This is a genomic window from Bifidobacterium erythrocebi (assembly GCF_012932675.1).
Lineage (GTDB): Bacteria > Actinomycetota > Actinomycetes > Actinomycetales > Bifidobacteriaceae > Bifidobacterium > Bifidobacterium erythrocebi.
The window spans coordinates 306,831-326,405 of the sequence record NZ_JAAIIF010000006.1 but is presented as its reverse complement, the minus strand read 5'-3'; the positions used below and the strand labels follow the sequence as shown (position 1 = coordinate 326,405).

Annotated in this window: 18 protein-coding genes and 1 pseudogene; 1 reads left to right on the top strand and 18 read right to left on the bottom strand. The window is 62.8% G+C overall.

Annotated features, from left to right (window positions below; all coding sequences use genetic code 11):
- Positions 1-87: 87 nt before the first annotated feature.
- The 10 genes and pseudogenes from G1C98_RS03160 to G1C98_RS03115 all read right to left on the bottom strand — a co-directional run bounded on the left by G1C98_RS03160 (position 88) and on the right by G1C98_RS03115 (position 11,149).
- Entirely contained in the window at positions 88-1,401 is a 1,314-nt protein-coding gene (locus tag G1C98_RS03160; protein ID WP_169079120.1) for a cysteine desulfurase family protein, read from the bottom strand.
- Entirely contained in the window at positions 1,398-2,285 is an 888-nt protein-coding gene (gene nadC / locus G1C98_RS03155; protein ID WP_169079118.1) for a carboxylating nicotinate-nucleotide diphosphorylase, read from the bottom strand. The genes G1C98_RS03160 and nadC overlap by 4 nt, the downstream gene beginning before the upstream one ends.
- Complete coding sequence (gene nadB / locus G1C98_RS03150; RefSeq protein ID WP_169079116.1) at positions 2,279-4,006, bottom strand: L-aspartate oxidase; 1,728 nt, start codon at positions 4,004-4,006, stop codon at positions 2,279-2,281. Before nadB ends, nadC begins: the two co-directional genes overlap by 7 nt.
- Positions 4,003-5,283 (bottom strand): quinolinate synthase NadA, encoded by a 1,281-nt coding sequence (nadA, locus tag G1C98_RS03145; RefSeq protein ID WP_169079114.1) that lies wholly within the window; start codon positions 5,281-5,283, stop codon positions 4,003-4,005. The genes nadB and nadA overlap by 4 nt, the downstream gene beginning before the upstream one ends.
- Before the next feature lie 127 nt (positions 5,284-5,410).
- The gene (locus tag G1C98_RS03140; RefSeq protein ID WP_169079112.1) at positions 5,411-6,190 is read right to left on the bottom strand and encodes an NUDIX hydrolase; all 780 of its coding nucleotides are present in this window, start codon (positions 6,188-6,190) and stop codon (positions 5,411-5,413) included.
- Between the two features lie 117 nt (positions 6,191-6,307).
- The gene (locus G1C98_RS03135) at positions 6,308-7,387 is read right to left on the bottom strand and encodes a hypothetical protein (protein WP_169079110.1); all 1,080 of its coding nucleotides are present in this window, start codon (positions 7,385-7,387) and stop codon (positions 6,308-6,310) included.
- A pseudogene (locus G1C98_RS03130) lies at positions 7,384-8,030 on the bottom strand (ABC transporter ATP-binding protein). Before G1C98_RS03130 ends, G1C98_RS03135 begins: the two are co-directional and overlap by 4 nt.
- A gap of 13 nt (positions 8,031-8,043) precedes the next feature.
- Complete coding sequence (locus G1C98_RS03125; RefSeq protein WP_169079108.1) at positions 8,044-9,126, bottom strand: peptidoglycan-binding domain-containing protein; 1,083 nt, start codon at positions 9,124-9,126, stop codon at positions 8,044-8,046.
- A 206-nt stretch (positions 9,127-9,332) separates the two neighbouring features.
- Complete coding sequence (locus G1C98_RS03120; RefSeq protein ID WP_169079106.1) at positions 9,333-10,475, bottom strand: sensor histidine kinase; 1,143 nt, start codon at positions 10,473-10,475, stop codon at positions 9,333-9,335.
- 11 nt (positions 10,476-10,486) lie between these two features.
- A complete protein-coding gene (locus G1C98_RS03115) occupies positions 10,487-11,149 on the bottom strand; it encodes a response regulator transcription factor (protein WP_169079104.1) in 663 nt (220 codons plus the stop codon).
- A gap of 454 nt (positions 11,150-11,603) precedes the next feature.
- Between G1C98_RS03115 and G1C98_RS03110 the strand changes: the two genes are divergently transcribed.
- On the top strand, positions 11,604-12,116 hold the full coding sequence (locus G1C98_RS03110) for a hypothetical protein (protein WP_169079102.1): 513 nt from the start codon (positions 11,604-11,606) through the stop codon (positions 12,114-12,116).
- Positions 12,117-12,136: 20 nt separating this feature from the next.
- Here the strand turns inward: G1C98_RS03110 and G1C98_RS03105 are convergent, their stop codons facing one another.
- From G1C98_RS03105 to asnB, 8 genes are all read right to left on the bottom strand, one after another.
- Entirely contained in the window at positions 12,137-13,378 is a 1,242-nt protein-coding gene (locus G1C98_RS03105; protein WP_169079100.1) for an MFS transporter, read from the bottom strand.
- A gap of 178 nt (positions 13,379-13,556) precedes the next feature.
- A complete protein-coding gene (locus G1C98_RS03100) occupies positions 13,557-14,396 on the bottom strand; it encodes a ParA family protein (RefSeq protein ID WP_169079098.1) in 840 nt (279 codons plus the stop codon).
- Positions 14,397-14,564: 168 nt separating this feature from the next.
- Positions 14,565-15,515: a site-specific tyrosine recombinase XerD gene (gene xerD, locus G1C98_RS03095; protein WP_417852290.1), complete on the bottom strand. Its 951-nt coding sequence runs from the start codon at positions 15,513-15,515 to the stop codon at positions 14,565-14,567.
- A gap of 157 nt (positions 15,516-15,672) precedes the next feature.
- Positions 15,673-16,056 carry a 50S ribosomal protein L20 gene (gene rplT / locus G1C98_RS03090; protein ID WP_169079094.1) on the bottom strand — a complete coding sequence of 128 codons (384 nt, stop codon included), beginning with the start codon at positions 16,054-16,056 and terminating at the stop codon, positions 15,673-15,675.
- A gap of 41 nt (positions 16,057-16,097) precedes the next feature.
- Entirely contained in the window at positions 16,098-16,292 is a 195-nt protein-coding gene (gene rpmI, locus G1C98_RS03085; protein WP_033523642.1) for a 50S ribosomal protein L35, read from the bottom strand.
- Positions 16,273-17,055, bottom strand: a complete 783-nt coding sequence (gene infC, locus G1C98_RS03080; RefSeq protein ID WP_169079092.1) for a translation initiation factor IF-3 — start codon at positions 17,053-17,055, stop codon at positions 16,273-16,275. The genes rpmI and infC overlap by 20 nt, the downstream gene beginning before the upstream one ends.
- A gap of 227 nt (positions 17,056-17,282) precedes the next feature.
- Positions 17,283-17,609: a hypothetical protein gene (locus G1C98_RS03075; RefSeq protein WP_169079090.1), complete on the bottom strand. Its 327-nt coding sequence runs from the start codon at positions 17,607-17,609 to the stop codon at positions 17,283-17,285.
- Positions 17,606-19,492 (bottom strand): asparagine synthase (glutamine-hydrolyzing), encoded by a 1,887-nt coding sequence (gene asnB / locus G1C98_RS03070; RefSeq protein ID WP_169079088.1) that lies wholly within the window; start codon positions 19,490-19,492, stop codon positions 17,606-17,608. The genes G1C98_RS03075 and asnB overlap by 4 nt, the downstream gene beginning before the upstream one ends.
- Positions 19,493-19,575 lie beyond the last annotated feature (83 nt).

Here is a 19,575-nt window from a genome sequence, read left to right as displayed (position 1 = left end):
GCACTTACACATAAACCGAGCCAATACTAGCCGGGTAATGCGACAGACGCCCCGGGCGGCCGCCCGGCATGGGCGACCGCCGGTCTGCTATGCCATGTCGTTGCCCCTGGCCGGCTGCGCGTGGGTGAGCGACCGGCAGGATTCCTCGATGGCCGCCGCGACCCGGTTGATCTGGTCGGGTTGCAGGGGCATGCGGAAGGTCATGCGCAGCGCCGATTTCGCGATCGGCTGCGTGAATCCCATGGCCAGCAGCGTTCCCGGCACCTCGTGGCGGCCGAGGGCGCAGGCCGATCCCGACGAGCAGGCGATGCCGCGCGCGTCCAGGTCCACCAGCAGCGCCTCGCCGGCGAGCCCGGGGAACACGAACGACGCGTGCCCCGGCAGTCTGCGTTCCGGATCGCCGGTCAGCTGGGCCTTCGGCTCGACGCGCAATACGGCGTCGATCAGCCTGTCGCGTGAGGCGACCAGCTCGCGGTATTGCCCGGCCATGCGTTCGTTCGACTCGTGCAGGGCGATGGCGAGCGCCACCGCTCCGGCCACGTTCTGCGTGCCCGATCGCAGGCCGCGTTCCTGCCCGCCGCCGGAAAGCAGCGGTTCGACCGGCACGCGCCCGCGCAGCAGCAGTGCGCCGAGTCCTTTGGGCGTGCCGAATTTATGGCCGGATATGCTCAGCGCGTCCACATCCCACGCGCGCATGCGGATCGGGATCTGCCCGGCCGCCTGCACCGCGTCGATGTGGACGGGCACGCCGTGCCGGTGCGCGAGGCGTGCGATCTCGTCGGCGGGTTCGATGGTGCCGACCTCGTTGTTGGCGAGCATGATCGAGACCAGCAGCGTGCGGTTGCTCAGGTTGATGGTCGACCCATGCCCGGTATCAGGGGCAGCATGATCGGCGTCGCGGTCGTCGCCGCCATCCGAGGCGTGCTCCAGATCGCCCTGCGTAAGCTCGCGTTCCAGCGCCTCCATATCGACGTGCGCCTGCGCATCCACCGGGATCCGCACGACTTCCACGCCGAACCACTGTTCCAGCCATTGCGCCGACTGCGCCACGGCCGGATGCTCGATCGCGGAGATGATGATGCGGGGGCGCACATCGTTGCCGTAGGTATCCCGCAACGCCTTCATGCGGGCCATGGCGATGCCTTTGACGGCAAGATTGTCGGATTCGGTGCCGCCCGAGGTGAAGATCACGTCGTCGGGCTTCGCTCCCAGATCAGCCGCCAGCGAGGCACGGGCCGCGTCGAGCGCACGGGCCGCGGTCTTGCCTGGTTGGTGCACGCTCAGCGGATTCGCATACGCTTCGGTCAGAAACGGCATCATCGCTTCGATGACGCTGCCACGCACCGGTTCGGTGGAGGCCGCGTCCAGGTAGAGCTCTCCCTGCGTCTCCCCCGCGCTCATCGAACCCAGTCCAATCCCAGGTCGATGCTGCGCACGCTATGCGTCAGCGCGCCCACGGAGATCACGTCCACGCCGGTGGCCGCGACCGCGGGGACCCGTTCCAACGTCATGGTGCCGCTGGCCTCCACGATGGCGCGGCCATCGATCATGTCCACGCCGGCACGCGTATCGTCCAGCGTGAAGTTGTCGAGCATGATGGTGTCCGCGCCGCCGTCCAACGCCATGGGGATCTGGTCGAGCCCGTCCACCTCCACCTCGATATGCGTGGTGTGTCCCACCTGTTCGCGGATATGCCTGATCGCGCCGGCCAAGTCGATGCCCTGTTCGGCGAGCGCCGCCACGTGGTTGTCCTTGACCATCACCGCGTCGGAAAGACCGTAGCGATGGTTGTGCCCGCCGCCGCAGACGACCGCATATTTCTCGAACGGTCGCAACCCTGGCGTGGTCTTGCGCGTGTCGACGATGCGGGTGCGGGCGTAGGCGCGGGGCGCACGGTACCCGGGCAGCGCTTCCGCCTGTGCCACGGCGTCTACGAACGCGGCGGTCATGGTGGCGATGCCGCTCATGCGCTGGGTGAAGTTCAACGCGACGCGTTCCGCGGTGAGCAGGTCGCGCACCGGCCCGCGCACGGCGGCGAGCGCCTGGCCGGGCTCGAAGCGTTCCCCGTCCGCGATATGCGGCATGACCTCGATGGCGGGGTTCTGCGCGCCGAATGCGGCGGCGAACACGCTGATGCCGCTCATCACGCCGTGTTCCCTGGCGGTGAGCCGCGCCTCGCCCTGCGCCTGCGCGGGGATCGTCGCCTCGCAGGTGATGTCGCCGTTGGGCGCGTCCTCTTCCAGGGCGGCCTCCACGGCCTTGCGGATGACCTGACGGGTCAGCATGGCGTTCCTTTCATACGGTAGGCGATGGAATGGGCGATGGTCGGATTGGCCGTGGCGTAGTCGCCGCGCGTGTGCGCGCCGCGCGATTCGCAACGGTTCAGCGCGGCCACGGCCTCGACGTATCCGACGGTGAGCAGGTTGCGGTTCTCCAACACGGTGATGCGATCCGCATAGGTCGTCGAACCTGTCTTCGACCCGACGCCATCCGGCATACTGTCGTTCACGACGGCGAGCGCGCCGGACAAGTCGCGGACCGCCGCATGCAGCCCGTCATGGTCGCGAATCACGCCCACATGCTCCCACATCTCACGTTCGATGCGCTCGCGATCCCAGAGGTTCGCGGCACCGTTCACGTCCGATGCCTCCGGCATAGCGAGTTCCATGGGGTCCTGGGCGACCGGCAGGCCGTCGATCTCACTGTTGGCGAAGGGTTGCGGCTGCCACGTGGTACCGTCCTCGTCGCGTACGGCGGCGAGTCCGGCGCGCCTGCCGTAGACCAGTCCTTCGAGCAGCGAGTTGGAGGCGAGCCTATTCGCGCCCTGCACGCCGGTGCGCGCGCATTCGCCGGCGGCATACAGCCCCGGAATGCTGGTGCGTCCGAACAGATCCGTGCGGATGCCGCCCATCCAGTAGTGCGCAGCCGGTGCCACCGGAATCGGCTCCTTGCTCCAGTCGAATCCAAGCGAGCGCGTATAGGCGTCGATGGTCGGGAAGCGACGACGCAGGAAGCCCGCCAGATCGGGGTTCTCCTTGGCCATGGGCGAGACGTCGAGCATGACCGGCCTGCCGTCCTGCGCCTGCATGGTGCGGAAGTTGGCCCTCGCCACCACGTCGCGCGGCGCGAGTTCGGCCTTGGGATCCACGTCGGTCATGAAGCGGTGCCCATGCTCGTCGAGCAGAACCGCGCCTTCGCCGCGCACGGCCTCGGAGACGAGGAAATGCTCGCCGACTGCCATGGCGGTGGGATGGAACTGGTAGAACTCCAGGTCGGCGACCTGCGCCCCGGCACGCAATGCCGCGGCAAGTCCGTCGCCGGTGGCCACGGCCGGATTGGTGGTGTACGGGTAGAGTCTTCCCGCGCCTCCCGTGGCGAGGATCACGCGCGTCGCGTCGACCACGCGCGTTTCGGCATTACCGTCAGCGGTCCGCACCACCAGCCGTACGCCGGCGATACGCCCGTCACGCACGACCAGATCGTCCAGGAACGCATGTTCGAGCACCTGGATACGCGGATTGTCGCGCACCATGGCGCTCACGTCCACCTCAAGCACCTTGCCGGTGGCGTCTCCCCCGGCGTGCACCACGCGGGAACGGCAGTGCGCGGCCTCAAGCCCGCGCAGCACCGACCCGTCATCACCACGGTCCACATGCCAGCCAGCGGCGATGAGCTCGCGCACACGGCGCGCCCCCTCGTCGGTGAGCACGTCGACCGCGGTACGATCGCACAGCCCATGACCGGCCGCCATGGTGTCGGCGGCATGCAGTTGCGGGTTGTCGTCGCTGAAGATGGCGCATGCCACACCGCCCTGGGCATGGTACGTATTGGATTCCACAAGTTCGTCCTTGCAGACGAGCAGCACGTCGTCCGTCTGCTCGCCGCTCAGCCCGGCGACCTGCGCACGGCCGTAGGAGGTGAGTCCCTCCGCCCCCACGCGCTTGTCCCCCGCGGCTGCGAGCGCCGCGGACAATCCGGCGATGCCGGCTCCGATCACGACGATCACGGGTGCACCTCCAGCATGCGCTGCAGGGCGATCTTCGCGTCGCGCGCGGTGTCTTCGTCCACGGTGATGCGGTTGACGATATTGCCCTGTTCGATGTTCTCCAAAGCCCAAGCGAGGTACGCCGGGTGGATACGGTACATGGTGGAGCACGGGCAGACCACCGGGTCGAGGCAGAACACGGTCTTGTCGGGGTATTGCGCGGCGAGACGGTTCACCAGGTTGATCTCGGTGCCCACGGCGATGGCGGAGCCGGCCGGCGCGTTGGCGATCTCCTTGACGATGTAGGCGGTGGAGCCGGTACCGTCGGCGGCATCGACCACGTCCATGGAGCATTCGGGGTGCACGATGACCTTCACGCCCGGGTACGCCTTGCGTGCGCGTTCGATCTGTTCGACGGTGAAGCGCTGGTGCACGGAGCAGAAGCCCTTCCACAGGATCATCTTGGCGCTCGCGTATACGGACGGGTCGGAGGCACCGCCGGCCGGCTTGAACGGATCCCACAGCGGCATCTCCTCCAGCGGGATGCCCATGGCGCGTGCGGTGTTGCGGCCCAGGTGCTGGTCGGGGAAGAACAGGACGCGCTTGCCGCGGGCGAAGGCCCATTCGAGTACGGCGTGCGCGTTGGATGAGGTGCAGACGATGCCGCCGTTGCGCCCGCAGAACGCCTTCAGGGCGGCGGACGAGTTCATGTAGGTGACGGGCACGATCTGCTGGCGGCCGTCCGCATCGGGCTTGGTGCCGCAGATCTCGCCGAGCTGCTGCCAGCATTCCTCCACCTGGTCGATGTTGGCCATGTCGGCCATGGAGCAGCCTGCGGACAGGTTCGGCAGGGTCACGCTCTGTTCGGGAGTGGAGAGGATGTCGGCTGTTTCGGCCATGAAGTGCACGCCGCAGAAGACGATGTGATCGGCGTCGGGGCGTTCGGTGGCGTTCTTGGCGAGCTGGAAGGAGTCGCCCACGAAGTCGGCGTGGCAGATGATCTCGTCACGCTGGTAGAAGTGGCCCAGAATCAGCAGCTTGTCTCCCAGCCGGGACTTGGCCGCCTTGATGCGTTCCTGCAGTTCCTCGTCGGAGGCGTTGCGGTATTCCTCCGGGAGCACCTGCTGCCTGGGGGCGTTGCTCGGCAGCGGGTCGAACATGGATGCGCCCGGCCCGTAGCTCGGCTTGGTGGTGTCGAAATGCCACGGGTCCTGGGTGAGTCCTGCGTCGCAGGTGCTTTGCGCGCCGAGCTTGGCGATGATCTCGTCGACGGACGGTGAGGAGAGTGTTGCAGTCATGCTGCGTTCCTTTCATATGGTGTGTTCACGATGCTGACGGCATGGGCGCGGGGATGCGTGCGGCATGCCGAAGTCTGTGCTGTGGTGTGCGGGTTGTGTTTGTGCGGAGGTTCGCCGCATGCCTCTGTTATGACGGCATGAGCGCCGAGAGCGCGTCGTCCGACCGCCCCGCCGACCGTGGCGGATTCACGACGGCAGGAAGCGGGAAATCCTCGTTCGCCGTGCCGTCGTGCCGGTAGCGGTATACGGTCGCGGGACGGCTGCGCCCCACGTGGCGTTTGCGCCCGGTGTCTTCCAGATGCCCCGAGGCGAGCATCTTCCTGCGGAAGTTCGCCAGGTCGAGCGGCTGTCCGGTCACGGCCTCGTATACGTCGTGCAGCTGGCTCAGGGTGAATTCCTCACCCACGAGCTTGGTGGCGATGTCCGGGTATTCGAGTTTGCTGCGCGAACGCCACAGCGCGTACTCGATGATGCGGCGATGGTCGAAGGCAAGATCGGGAAGCTCGTCCGCGGGGAACCATCTGACGTTGTCCACTTCGGCGAAATCCTTGGTCTCGGCTTCGCCCACAAGCGCCCAGTACACGATGGAGACCATGGGAAGCCCACCGCTGGAACGCGCCGGATCGCCGAACGTGTACAACTGCTCCAAGTACTTGGGATGCAGTTCGGTGGTGGATTCCAATGCTTTGAACGCCGATTCCTCCAGGGAATGCCCTACGCGCAGATCGCCGCCGGGCAGCGCCCATGCGCCCATGAAAGGCTGTTTGACACGGCGCACCAACGGCAGCCACAGGCGGCTATGCCCACTGGCTTCGCTGTCGCCGTGCGGCCCCAAGGCCAGAATCACCACGGAGACGCCTATCTGCGGCTGTGCCAGCCGGCGCTCTGAAACATTGCCGATACCCATGGCCGTCCTTTCGCTTGCGGGGTTGTTCCCCGTCGCGAACACAGCGTACCACCATTTATAGTCACAGTGACCATAAATGGTGTTTTTCCCGGAATCAACGACGCTCCGGCCTCTCCCCTACCGCTTCTTGAAGAACCGGAACAGCTGGCTTTGCCTGATGGTCGCACCGGCCGCGACCCCAGCCACCACAACGCCTACGGCCATCGCCAACGGCGAGCGCACCGCACCCATCAGCACCGCCGCGGAATCGGATGAGACCATACGCGCGCAATACGCCGTCAGCAACGCGCACGAGCACAATGCCGCAAGCCCGGACCACACGCCCGTCTCGATCGCAATGCCCAGCAGCAACGCGCCCTTGCCCTGACCGGAGTGCAAAGCCCCCGCATATTCCAAACGCCGGCGCCTCACGGCCGCCACACCCACGAACATGCCTGAGGCAAGGGCAATCCACGGCAACCACCTGGTCGGCCGGCTCATATACGAGGCCTGCGCATCATAATGCGTGTCGAATCCCTTGTTCACCTGCGTCACGCCGGCATTGCCGCCGCCCTTGCCGGAAACCCGCAACGTGGAATACAGCAGCCCATCCACCTGTTCGCTCTGCGGCCACTGCTTGACCCAGCATTCGGTGAATACGCCCGACCCTGCGGCAACCGGCACCAGCACCGCATAGGCGAACCGAGTGTCACGCCCGTCATTGGGCCAGTCGAACACGCCGGCGACCTTCACCGAACCGGTGGTGGTACGCAACATGCCGCCACGGGCAAGGCCGAAATCCCTGGCCACATCGGATGACACCCACACGCCCGACGCATCGGCCTTCGCACCCGTACCGGCCACGACCAGGCGCAGCATGCCTGCGGTCACCTCATACGTCGACACATCCTTGCCCGGCGTGGCCCGCATGACAATACGGGAACCGGCGCGCATCGCGCCAGCCGTCGCGCCGCCGCCGAACGTATCCGCAAGCCGGTCGCACGACCCGCCATCGACATCGCCGCCCACGATGGATTTCACATCGGCATCGGACCGGATGCGCTCGCCCGCCTCGGATTCCAATCCGACCACGCTCATCGCCTCATAGCCTCCCAGCAATGTGCCGGCGACCAGCACCACCAGGAACATGGCGAACGCGCGGCTCACCCCGCTGCCGATATTGCGCATCGCCTCGGAAAGCACCGACCCCAGTCTCATGCGTCACCGCCTTCCATCTCGCCGGAGTTCACGCCGCCCGGCGCATAGTCGGCCAAGTCGAGCACCCGATCGCATGCGTCACGCGTATCGGGATCATGGGTGGCCACCAGCACGATCATCCCCTGACCGGCCAGATTGCCCAGCACATGGCTTACGGAATGTGCGGTTCTGGTATCCCCAGCTGCGCGGTCGGCTCGTCGACAAGCAGCATGTCGGGGCGGGAACACACCGCACGGGCCAGCATCAGCCGTTGCGCCTCGCCTCCCGACAAATCGGAAAAACGACGGTCGGCGGCATAGGAAAGATCGAACAGGTCCATGGCTCGCAACGCTTCCGGCTCGGCTTCGCGACGGCGCATCCCCTTGGCCAATAGCGGGAACGCCACATGGTCCAACGCGGTGCGTTCCGCTACTCCATACGGGTTCTGGAACACCCAGCCTATGCGTTTCACGCCGTCACGCACCACTGTGCCCCGGTAAGGCTTCTCCCACCCGGCAAGAATCAACAGCAGCGTGGACTTGCCGCAGCCGGAAGGCCCGCACACGGCCACCGTGACGCCGGGTTCGATCGTATAGTCAAGGTTCTCGAACAGCACATCCGTTCCCGGAAAACGATGGGCCAGCCCCTTTAGTTCCACGCGCATACGTCACCGGCCCTCACCGGCATCGCAGCGCGTTGAGCCCGCTGCCTATGCGCACCGTGGAGATTGCGGAAATATCCGTGCCGCTTGCTGTGACCAGACTTACGCCAAGCTCGCTGCCCACAATCGTCACCGGCACCGCCCTGCCTTTGCGCTGGCCTGTTTCCGGCACGATGCACCCTGCGGACCCGTTAAGCCCGAATATCGCGCCTGCGGGCACGCGCAGCGTTTGCATCGGCGCGGTCAACGCCACGGAGGCATCGATGCCATTGCTTCTCTCGTCTTGGGAAAGAGAGCGGTAGGCGTCCGATGCGGCCACCTGTTGCAGGAACGTGGCGTCCGTCATGTCAATCGTGTTTGCCGGCAATGTTCCTGTCACGCCAAGCGTGCTGATGGCGCGATTCTCGGATGATGCCATGCCGTTCTTGATGCTGAGCTTCGTCAGCATACCGGGGATCTTGCCTACCGGCGTTCCGCCCCCGACGTTGCTTCCCTTGGTCGCCGTCCATGCGTCCACGTTTACCGTGGGTTGTGGAATCCATATCGTATCCGTCACCTGCAGCGAGCCGTCCGATGCGTTTCCGTTGTCCGCCATGAGCTGCCGCCAGCCGTCGGAAGTGGCCCACCAGTAGATGTTCGAGCCGGGTACGCTGTTGTAGCCAAGTCTGTTCAGTTCATTGTTCAAGGCGAGCACGTCGTCACCTGTATCCCCGGTTTTCAGATCACGATAGAGGGGAATCGCCGTATTCAACGCCACTACCGACCGGTCGTTGACGCGGTAGGCGCCCCTGCCTGACGACAGGCCGCCTGCGGACCAGTCGTCGGTGACCGTTCCGGAGGCGTTGCCGATCAGATCCTGTTCGGCGGAAATCGTGGGCACAAGCGTCACCTGCTGCGAACCGTTGTACTCCTGCAAACTCGCCGGCGCCGTCGTGACCTCCTTCGCACCCGACAGGAGCTGTGGCGAGCGATCGGGCAACCATAGCGCGCAAGCGCCTACCGCAATGCATGCGGATACCGCGACGGCCAGCAACGTCCAGGTCAGAGCCATCCTGCGGGTCTTCCCTCCTGCTGCCGGAACGCTCCTCCGTTTGCTCATAATGCCCCCTTCGGGCGTTCATGCGGCCGCTTCATTGCACAGGCCGCATGTCCGTTATGATTCCGTTTCCAGTATCGTGCTCCGCTTTGCGAAGCACAATCCGCACCTACCTTATTTGTGTAGATGCACCCGGCACTTCTCACACCGAACCGCAGCCATCTGCATTCGCTGCTCAGCACACGTTCAATGACGATTCGCGTATCTGTCTAACGGCTCTGCGTTAGGGGAATGCGGGCGTACATGTTCCAATCCCCATCCAGCATCTCCGCCGTCAGAGTGCCGCCCAGCTTCCTGATCGATTCCCGATAGAACGCAAGTCCATGCCCTCCTTCCGCAAACACCGGCGCTTCGTCGCCGTTCCTGGCGCGATTGACCTGGGTGATCTCGATGCTCGTTTCGCGCAGCAGCACGAACAATTCATACGGCGATTCCGGCACCGCATGCTTGGCGAGATTCGCATATATCTCGCGCAACAGCCCCTGCACGACCCGAAGGGTATGCTCCGGCATATCGTTCGGATGCCCGATCACGCTGATTGTTCCGCTGCCTTGGAATCCTGCCGAGGCCATGCGTTCGTCGCCGTCATGGATGGCATGCCGCACACCGTCCATCAGCTGCTGCTGGGCGACGGTGACGGCGTTATTCCTGTCATCGGTCGAATCAAGCTGGTCGATGACCTTATGCACGTTCGCCAACGCCGATTGAATACGGTCGTTCACCTGTGTCAACAGTTCACGGTTGGCGCAGTCGGGCTGGCTCATTTCCTGCTGCGTCATCGCAGCCGCCAGAGCCAGATCACCGGTGACGGCATCGTGTATGCGGTCGGCTATCTCCACATTGCGCTGCATGCGCTCGGCCTGCGCCTGTACGGCCGCCGCCTGCCGTTCCTTTTCGAAGCGACGTTCACGCCAGCGCAATCCACGCCCGGCCAGTACCGACAGCATGTAGATGAAAGCGAATGAAGGCACATTGCGTAGCTGAAGGTCATACCCGGGAATCAACGTGTCAAGACATTGCACTGCGGTCAACGCAATAACGAGCGCAACGGCAACAACGTTGCTTGTTTCGAAGGCAAGCAATCCTGCAGCGAAAATAACACCATATAGGGAATATACCCGGAAATCAACGGATAACGCATCAACGGCAACAGTGGCGATAAGAAAAATAGGGAGCGCGATCCTGGGACGCCAATACGCGAATATAAGCAACGCAATCTGCACTAAAGCCGCTAGAAGAGCCTGCCAATGGGAAAAATCCCCCATGGACAGATAAGTGAGCAGATTGATGACTGGAATCAACAGAAACAGCAGACGGAACGGATGACGAATACACCGTTTCAGATTTTTCATGGATCTCTCCGTCACTCGTCGCATTCGTCATGCCGCAACCACGTCGACACCGCCTGCCGAGAGGTTCTGCACCCGAGTTTTCTGGTGATGTTCTGCATATGCTTGCGCACTGTCGCCGGAGCGATATGCAGCCGCTGCGCGATCTGGTTGTCCGGCAATCCGACCCTTGCAGCCAATTCGATGACCGTCTCTTCGGTAGGGGTCAATGCCGGAGCGCTCGACGCACTGTTGCTGATACGGTAATACGCTCCCTGCGGGGTTTCGAATCCGTCCATCACTTTGCCGCTGAGCAACTGCATCATGGCATTGGCCAGTTTGCCGATATCGTTTTTGCCGATCAGCCCTTGCCCACCGGCTGCAATCATGGCGTTTCTGTACCGGGTCAGCGAAAAACTGGTCATCCCCAGTATGGGCAATTGCCTGTTCTTACTTCGAATCCTGTGGCACACCGACGTGCCCCGCATGTCCTCCAACGACATGTCGAGCATCAGCAGATCGTAATGTTCGCTTTGATTCGAGCAACGCTGCACCGCTTCGAGCCCCGACGTGGATTGCCATGCGACATACAATCCCGGCAGCTGCTTCGCAATGAGCGAATCTAATACTCTCAGCGCCAAATCATCATTATCGACCAGTGCAATCCGCTTCGGCACAGTACGTTGCACCGCCATCATGCCTTCCCCTGAACAATCATTCATGAAGTATCTTCCCGTTATGCATGCCACCTTACGCACCGGCGTCGGCATTAGCTACACATATGTGTATATTGCTGCGAAAACGCATGATATACGCCGACATCTCGGTCATTCCACCTTTCGATGTGCTACACCGGACAGTACTGGCTCATTCAATGATGAACAGACCAAATCTGTGGATTACATTTTCGGGGGTGTCTCATATGAACACACATCATCTGTATCGCGTTCTTGCCTGCGTGGCATGCGTCGGCATGGTTGCCGCGGGCTGTGCCGGGTGCGGTTCCTCTGGTGGTTCCTCCCACCCTCAATCCGATTCGGCCGGTTCTTCCGGTTCTTCCAGCTCGTCCGGCGGCAGTTCGACGGGCGGCGCGAAGATCGCCCCGACGCTGAAGGATTATGTGCAGAGCTGCTCGATAGCGATTCGGCTTCCATGTCCGCCCAGCAGAAGGCGGCGCTGGAACGCGCAGTGCAGAACGGTGGCAAGGTCTCCCAGTCGGATTACGAACGCGCCTGGTCGGATTACAAGCAGTGTATCGTCGACAAGGGCTATTCCGCGCCGGAACTGTACAAATATTCGAGCGGCGTATATGCGCTTCCCACATACGACACCCCTGACGGCACCACCAGCGAGCAGCAGAAGAGCAGCAAGAGGCTCAACGAGGATCTCAGCGCATGTGGCACGCTGCACGTCACCGATATCAACACCGTGTACAAGCTCCAGATCGGCAACCCCGGCCTGTCCACGGACACATCCGCCGTGGCCGTGGACTGCCTGCGCCGGGAGAACGTCAAGCCGAAAAGCTACACCGCCGAGCAACTGGACAAGGATCTTGCCTCCGCCAAGGGCGGCCTTACCAACAATGCCAAGGCGCTGAACTGCCTGGTCATCTCCGGCATCAATGCCGCACCGAGCAACGCACCCGTCTGGCATCCGTTCGAATAGACGCCTCAGAATAGACGCCGCTACTTCCCCAACTTCGCGTAGAACCCACGCTCCTGTGCCACGAACGGGCGCAGGAGCGTCGTCATGCCGACGGCAAGCAACGTGAAGATGGCACCGACCGGGCCGAGCCACATCAGGCCGAGATGGTCGTTGACCAGGCCGCCGACCGCCGAACCGAGCGCGATGCCGATATTGAACGACATGGAGTTGAGCGACGCGGCCAGATTGAGCGAACCGGGGTGGGACTGCGCGGCGACATCCATGTACAGCACCTGCGATGCGGAGTTCTGCAAGTACATCGCCATGCCAAGCACCACCAGCAGCACCGCCCCGTATGCCGGCACCCAGTGCGCCACAATCAGCGAGGCGAGCAGCACGGTATGCACGCAGTAGATCGGGCGGATGTGCGTCAACGGCTCCACTCCCCTGCCACGGTCTGCCAGCTTGCCTCCATACAGGTTGCTCCACAGGCACGCCGCGCCGAAGATCACCAGACCGAAGCTCAGGAATTGTTCCGGCACATGCACCTCGTCGCGCATGATCGGCGTGAGATAGGTGTAGAACACGTAGCTTGCGGCGGCACCGAACATCACGCAGGCCACGCCAAGCTGGATGCGGCGGTCAAGGAACAGCCTGAACTGCGGTAGGAAGCCGATCTTGACGATATGGCTGTTGCGCGGCAGCACCGCGATCATCAGCACCATCAGCGCGACCGTGAGCACGCACACCAGAACGAACGCCCAGCGCCAGCCGAAGGCGTTGGCCACCCATGTGCCGACCGGCACACCCACCACGGAGGCGATGGAGAAACCGGAGAACACCCATGCGATGAATTTGGTGCGATACCGCTCGGTGGTGACGTCCGGCGCGTAGGTCATGGCGATGGCCACGAGCGTGCCGGAGACGAGCGCGATCATGATGCGGGCGATCAGCAATACCGGGTAGTTCGGGGCGATCGCGCACAGCACGTTGCCGGCGAGGAACACGCCGACGAGCGTCAGATGCGTGGCGAATCGCGGGAAGCGTGCGGACAGCGCCGAACCAAGCGGCGTGACCGGCGCGTACACGAGCGCGAACAGCGAGACCAGATTGCCCACGGTCACTTCCGAGACCTTCAGTCCCGTGGCGATGTCAGGCAGAATGCCGACCATGATGAATTCGCTCATGCCCAGCGCGAAGCTCAATGCGATCAGCGTGACCACCGGCAGGTTGAAGAACCCGCCGTCGCCTTGAGGAGTGTGTTCCGTATGTTCCCGTGCCATATCCGACTGCGTCATCCGTATGCGTTCTCTCTTGTGAATCCATAATGCCGGCCCGTTGCCGGCCAGCCTGTCAATCGTTCTACTTTCGGTGTACAGCATAATGCGGCGCATACCGAAAGACCGGCCATCGGACACTCCGACAGCCGGCCTTCGATTTCACGATAACGGAACCATTCGTTCAGGCGACGATACCCTCCGCCACCAGTTCGCGTGCCACCTCGCGGTATTCCTTGCTGGTCTTGTGCCCCGGCGAATAGAACGTGATCGGTGCAGCGGCCACGGTGGAATCCGGCAACTTGATGGAACGGGAGATCACCGTGTGGAAGACCTTGTCCTGGAACGCCTCGTAGATGCGCTGCATAACCTCCTCGCAGTGCAGCGTCTTGGTGAACATGGTCACCAGCACGCCGTACACCTCAAGGCTCGGGTTGATGCGGCTCTGCACCTTCTTGATGGACTGCATGAGCAGTGCCACGCCACGCAGGGCGAAGAACTCGGCGGCCACGGGGATGATGACGCCATCGGCGGCGGTCAGCGCGTTCACCGTGAGCAGACCCAGCGACGGCTGGCAGTCGATGATGATGACATCGTATTCGTCCTTCAGCGGGCGCAGCACGCTGGCGAGGATCTGTTCGCGACCGACCTCGGTGACCAGCTGCACCTCAGCGGCGGACAGGTCGATGTTGGCGGGGATGACGTCAAGGTTCTCGAACTTCGTATGCTGCACGACATCGTGCGGGTCGACATCTGGGTCGAACAGAGCGGTGTAGATGGTGTTCTCCACGGTGTTCGCATTGATGCCGAGACCGACGGTCGCGGCCCCCTGCGGGTCGAAATCGACGATCAGGCATCGGCGCCCGTACTGGCTCAACGCGCCGGCGATATTGATGGAACTGGTGGTTTTGCCGACGCCGCCCTTCTGATTGCACATGGCAATGACCCGTGCCGGGCCGTGGTGTTCCAGCGGCTCGGGAGCGGGAAAAGTTTCATAATCGCGTCCAAGCAAATCCGTAGGCATACTCCCCACTGTACCAAACCTCAGCCCGTCGGCGGGGAAATCGGGCACCTCGTGGAAGAACATCGCCCGGCATGCGGCATTACACCCGATTCATCGGCGGTTCGCATGCCGTGATGAACATCGTTGCCATACGGACGCTGCGCCTCATGGCCGGACGCACCGCGCATGTCAGCGGGCACGCGGATGCGCGGTGAGATACGTTTCGATCAGATTCTCCGGACTCACATGCGTGTAGATCTGCGTGGTGGTGACGCTCGCATGACCCAGCAGCTCCTGCACGGTGCGCACGTCGGCACCGCCCTGGATGAGGTGCGTGGCGAAGGAGTGCCGCAGCGTGTGCGGGTGCAGCGGCTTGTCGATATGGGCGCGCTTGCCCGCCTGGTTCACCACCTCCCATACGGATTGGCGAGACATGCGCTGCCCGCGCTTGTTGAGGAACACCGCCCTGCGCTCGGGTGCCTTGCTCTTCGCGCACCCCTCCAGCACGCAACGGCCTTCGTCCAGATAGCGTTTCAGGGCCGCGCAGGCATACTCCCCCACCGGCACCAGCCGTTGCTTCGAGCCTTTGCCCATAAGCCTCGCCACACGCTCGTCCATGTCGATGTCGCTCAGATCGGTGCCAACCGCCTCCGACACGCGGCACCCGGTGGCGTACATGAACTCAAGCAACGCCTTGTCCCGCAGCAGCACTGCATTGGGCACGTCCATCGCGCAGTCGGGCGCGGGGACGAGCATGCAGTCCAGCAGTCTCGCCACCTCGTCCACGGTGAGCACGTCGGGCAACGTGCTTGCGCCCTTCGGCGCCTTGACCGCGGCCGATACGTCGTCGGTCACGGCGTGCTGGGCGAGCGCGAAGCGGTGGAACTCGTGTATGGATGCGAGATTGCGCGCCTTGGATCGTGCGCTTGCGCCGTTGGCGTCCAGATGCGCGATGTATTCCTCGACGTGGTTGCGGGCTATGCCGTTGGGCTCCATGATGCCCTGTTCCCGCAGCCAAGCGCAGTACCGGTCAAGATCGGATGTGTACGCCTTCACCGTCGCCTTCGACAGGCCGCGTTCCACGTCGATGTGGGCGATGAACTGTGTTTCCAAGCGTGCGAGGGCATCGGTCTGACTCATGCCGACCATTGTATGCCGGCTTGTTGCCCATCGCGGACCGCACCGCCGGATCGACCCGCCATGATGCATGCCAGTGCGAGCCACGCATACGCCCGGACAACAAGAAAACCCCGCCGAAAACGGCGGGGTTTCATAAAACCTATGCGGTTGGAACGACTCAGGCGTTGACCGGAGCGTTCACGTCGGCCGGCAGAGCCTTCTTGGCTTCGGCGACGATGGCCTTGAAGGTCTCCGGATCGCTCACGGCGAGCTCGGCGAGAGCGCGACGATCCAGTTCGATGCCGGCGAGACGCAGGCCCTGGATGAAGCGGTTGTAGGTGATGCCCTCAGCGCGGACAGCGGCGTTGATGCGCTGGATCCACAGCTTGCGGAAATCGCCCTTGCGAGCCTTACGGTCGCGGAAGTTGTAGTTAAAGGAGTGGAGCAGCTGTTCCTTGGCCTTGCGGTACAGGCGGGAACGCTGGCCGCGGTAACCGGAAGCCCTTTCGAGAACGACGCGACGCTTCTTGTGAGCATTTACTGCGCGCTTCACACGTGCCATATGTATTCCTTCGCTTTCTTAAAAATTCTTAAAGGGTTATTTCACTTGCTCAGCATGCGGTTGAGCTTCTTGGTCTGCGGGCCCGCGAGAACCTGATCGGCCTTCAGTGCACGACGCTTGCGAGCGGACTTGTGCTCAAGGTTGTGGCGCATGGCGCTGCCGGCCTGCATCAGCTTGCCCGTGCCGGTACGGCGGACGCGCTTGGAAGCGGCGGAATTACTTTTCATCTTCGGCATTGCTGCCCTCCTTGTTGGTGTGCTTCTTGCTGGAAGTCTTAGAAATCGAGGCCTGCGCTTCGGCTGCCGCCTGGGCCTGAGCCTCCTGCTTTGCGGCGAGACGTGCCGCCTGGCGAGCCTGTCGTTCGGCGCGGGACTCCGCACCGCGACGGCGCTGCTCGGACTGGGTGTGCACCTTCTTGCCCTTAGGCGCAAGCACCATGATGATGTTGCGGCCTTCCTGCTTCGGCTGGGACTCGATGGTGCCGTATTCCTCCACCTCTGCGGCGAGACGCTGCAGCAGCTCGACGCCGCCGATCGGACGGGACTGTTCGCGGCCACGCAGCATGATGGTGACCTTGACCTTGTCGCCGCCGTTGAGGAAGCGGGTGACATGCCCCTTCTTCACATCGAAGTCATGGTCGTCGATCTTCAGACGGAAGCGGATTTCCTTGACTTCTGCGGTGTTCTGATTGCGGCGTGCCTCACGAGCCTTGATCTTCTCGTTGTACTTGTACTTGCCGTAATCGATGAGCTTGGCAACCGGAGGCTTTGCATTGGGCGCCACCTCGACGAGATCGAGGTTCGCTTCCTTCGCAAGGTTCAGTGCGACCGAGGTCGCGATAACGCCCACCTGCTCGCCCTTAGGGCCGATCAGGCGCACCTGCGAGACGCGAATCTCGTCATTAATGCGTGGTTCGTCGCTGATGATGACTCCAATCCTCTGTATTTCCTTCACGAGGCTCACTTGGAATATCCAGCATTCGGTTTCACGGCATGCCATTCACGCTCCATATATGGAACATACTGGCACTCTTCGTTCCCCATCTCGTACGCATGTACGGGAGGAACATGCCTTGAACCCGAAACCCTGAAAGGTTCCCAGGTGGGGTTGCCCCGCTTTCTTGATTTCTCAAGCCAAGGGTTCAGTGTACCACCGGGCTTGACAAACGGGCGCCCGCGTGTCATGCACACGAACGTCCGTCATACGCTCTTCCGCGATTGCCGCCGTTATTTGCCGCTGTCGCTCGAATCCGGCTTGTCCCAGCAGTTCATTCCGCCGGCACCGCCGCTGTCTCGGAACACGATGCAGTGCTTCTCGCCGTCAGGCGTGTTCACGGTCACGTACCGGTAGCTGGAGCTGTCGCTGCCGCCGTAGCCGTTGCTGCCGGTATGCCATTTGCCGTCGCGCAGATCCATCGCGTTGCCGGTGTTCGCACTGTCGTGCCGGCCGCCCTTGATCTCGATGCTGCAACCGCCCAACGGCAGGCAGAGCGCCACGGCCATCGCCGCCACGGCAAGGCGCTTCGATCCCCGCGTCCTCGTCATCGTGCTCATGCGATCGCGATGATGTCCGGCTTGGAGCCGTCGTGCACGAAGTACACGTCATACCACGTCAGGAAGGAGTAGACGGTCCAGATCTTACGGCGGTCGTCGGTCTTGCCGGCGTAGTTGTCGTCGATCATCTTCAGCAGGGCCTTCTGATCGAAGAACTTGCTCACGTAGTCACGTTCGAACACGGAGCGCACGTACTTGTAGAACTTCTCCTCGCGCAGCCACTTCTTGATCGGCACGGGGAATCCGAGCTTCTCACGGTCGTACCATTCCTTCGGCAGGTGCTTTCCCGCCGCCTTGCGGAACGCGTACTTCGTGTTCTCGTCGGTGATCAGGTACTTGGTCGGCACCTGCTCGGCCACGGCCATCAGCTCCTTGTCAAGCAACGGCACGCGCAGCTCCAGGGAGTGCGCCATGGTCATCTTGTCGGCCTTGAGCAGAATGTCTCCCGGCATCCACTGGTGCATGTCGAGGTACTGCTTCTTCTTCAGCTCGCTCAGACCCTTGCCCTCGACGCGGGCGTAGGTCTTGTCGACGATGCTCTGCACGCTCGGCGCCTTGCGGTATTCGGGCTTGAGCAGCTTGTCGGATTCGGATTCCTCGAACACGCGCGCCTGGCCGATGAAGCTCTCCTCCGCCGGGGCGAGATTCGCGTACAGGTGCCATGCGCCGTGGAAGGTCTTGCCCTTGCACCAGCGGGCGATGGCATGGCGGGGTCCGGCCGGCAGGTGGGACAGCCAGCGGGTGAGCACCTTGATCGGCTTGAACTTGGTGTGCACGCCGTAATCGATGTATCCGGCGAACAGTTCGTCGGCGCCTTCGCCGCTGAGCACGACTTTGACGTCCTTCGCAGCCAATGCCGACAGGAAATACAGCGGCACGCAGCTCGGGTTGGAATCCGGCTCATCCAAATGCCACTGGATGCGCGGGAATGCAGCGAACGCCTCCTCGTCGGTCAACGCCTCGGCGGTGTTGTTCAGGTCGATGAGTTTGGCAAGTTCTCCGGCCTGCTGGGATTCGTTGTACGTCCCCTTGCCGAAGCCGATGGAATACGTGTGCTCGGGGCGTGCGACCGCGGCCACATAGCTCGAATCCACGCCGCTGGACAGGAACGAGCCGACCTCCACGTCGGCGATCTGGTGGGCCTTGACCGAATCGCATACCGTGCGGTCGATGGTGTCCACCAGCGGATCGAGCTTGGTGGAGGATTCGCGGAAATGCTCGTCGTAGTATTCGTGAATGCTCATCTTGCCGTCGCGGTAGGTGAAGTAATGGCCTTCCGGCAGCTTGAATACGCCCTTGAAGAAGGTCTCGCCGATGGCCGGGTATTGGAAGGTCATGTACGGCTTGAGCGCCTTCTCGTTGAGCTCCTTGACGAAGTCAGGGTGCTGCAGCAGGCTCTTGATCTCCGAGGCGTACATGAACGTGCCGTTCATCTTGGCATAGTAGAAGGGCTTGATGCCGAAATGGTCGCGGGCGCCGAACAGTTCGCGCTTGGTCCTGTCCCAGATCACGAAGGTGAACATGCCTCGAATCTTCTGCAGCAGTTCCACGCCCCACTCCTCATAGCCGTGCAGCAGCACCTCGGTGTCGCTTTTGGTGGTGAAGGTGTGGCCGGCCTCGATAAGCTGTTCGCGAAGCGGCTGATAGTTGTAGATCTCACCGTTGAAGGTGATGACGAGCGAGCCATCCTCGTTGTAGATTGGCTGCTGGCCGCCGCCCAGGTCGATGATGCTCAGACGGCGATGTCCCAAAGCCGCATGCTCGTCGATGTAATGTCCTTCGCTGTCCGGGCCGCGATGTGCGATGATGTCGGTCATGCGCTTGAGCACCGGGCATTTGGTATCGATCGGCATGTCGTTGACGAATCCCGCGATTCCACACATAAGGTCTGCTTATCCCTTCCTCTTGTGAACCACGCACCACACTAGCAAGATGTTTGTATCGAACATGTGGCGAATCTCCGGCA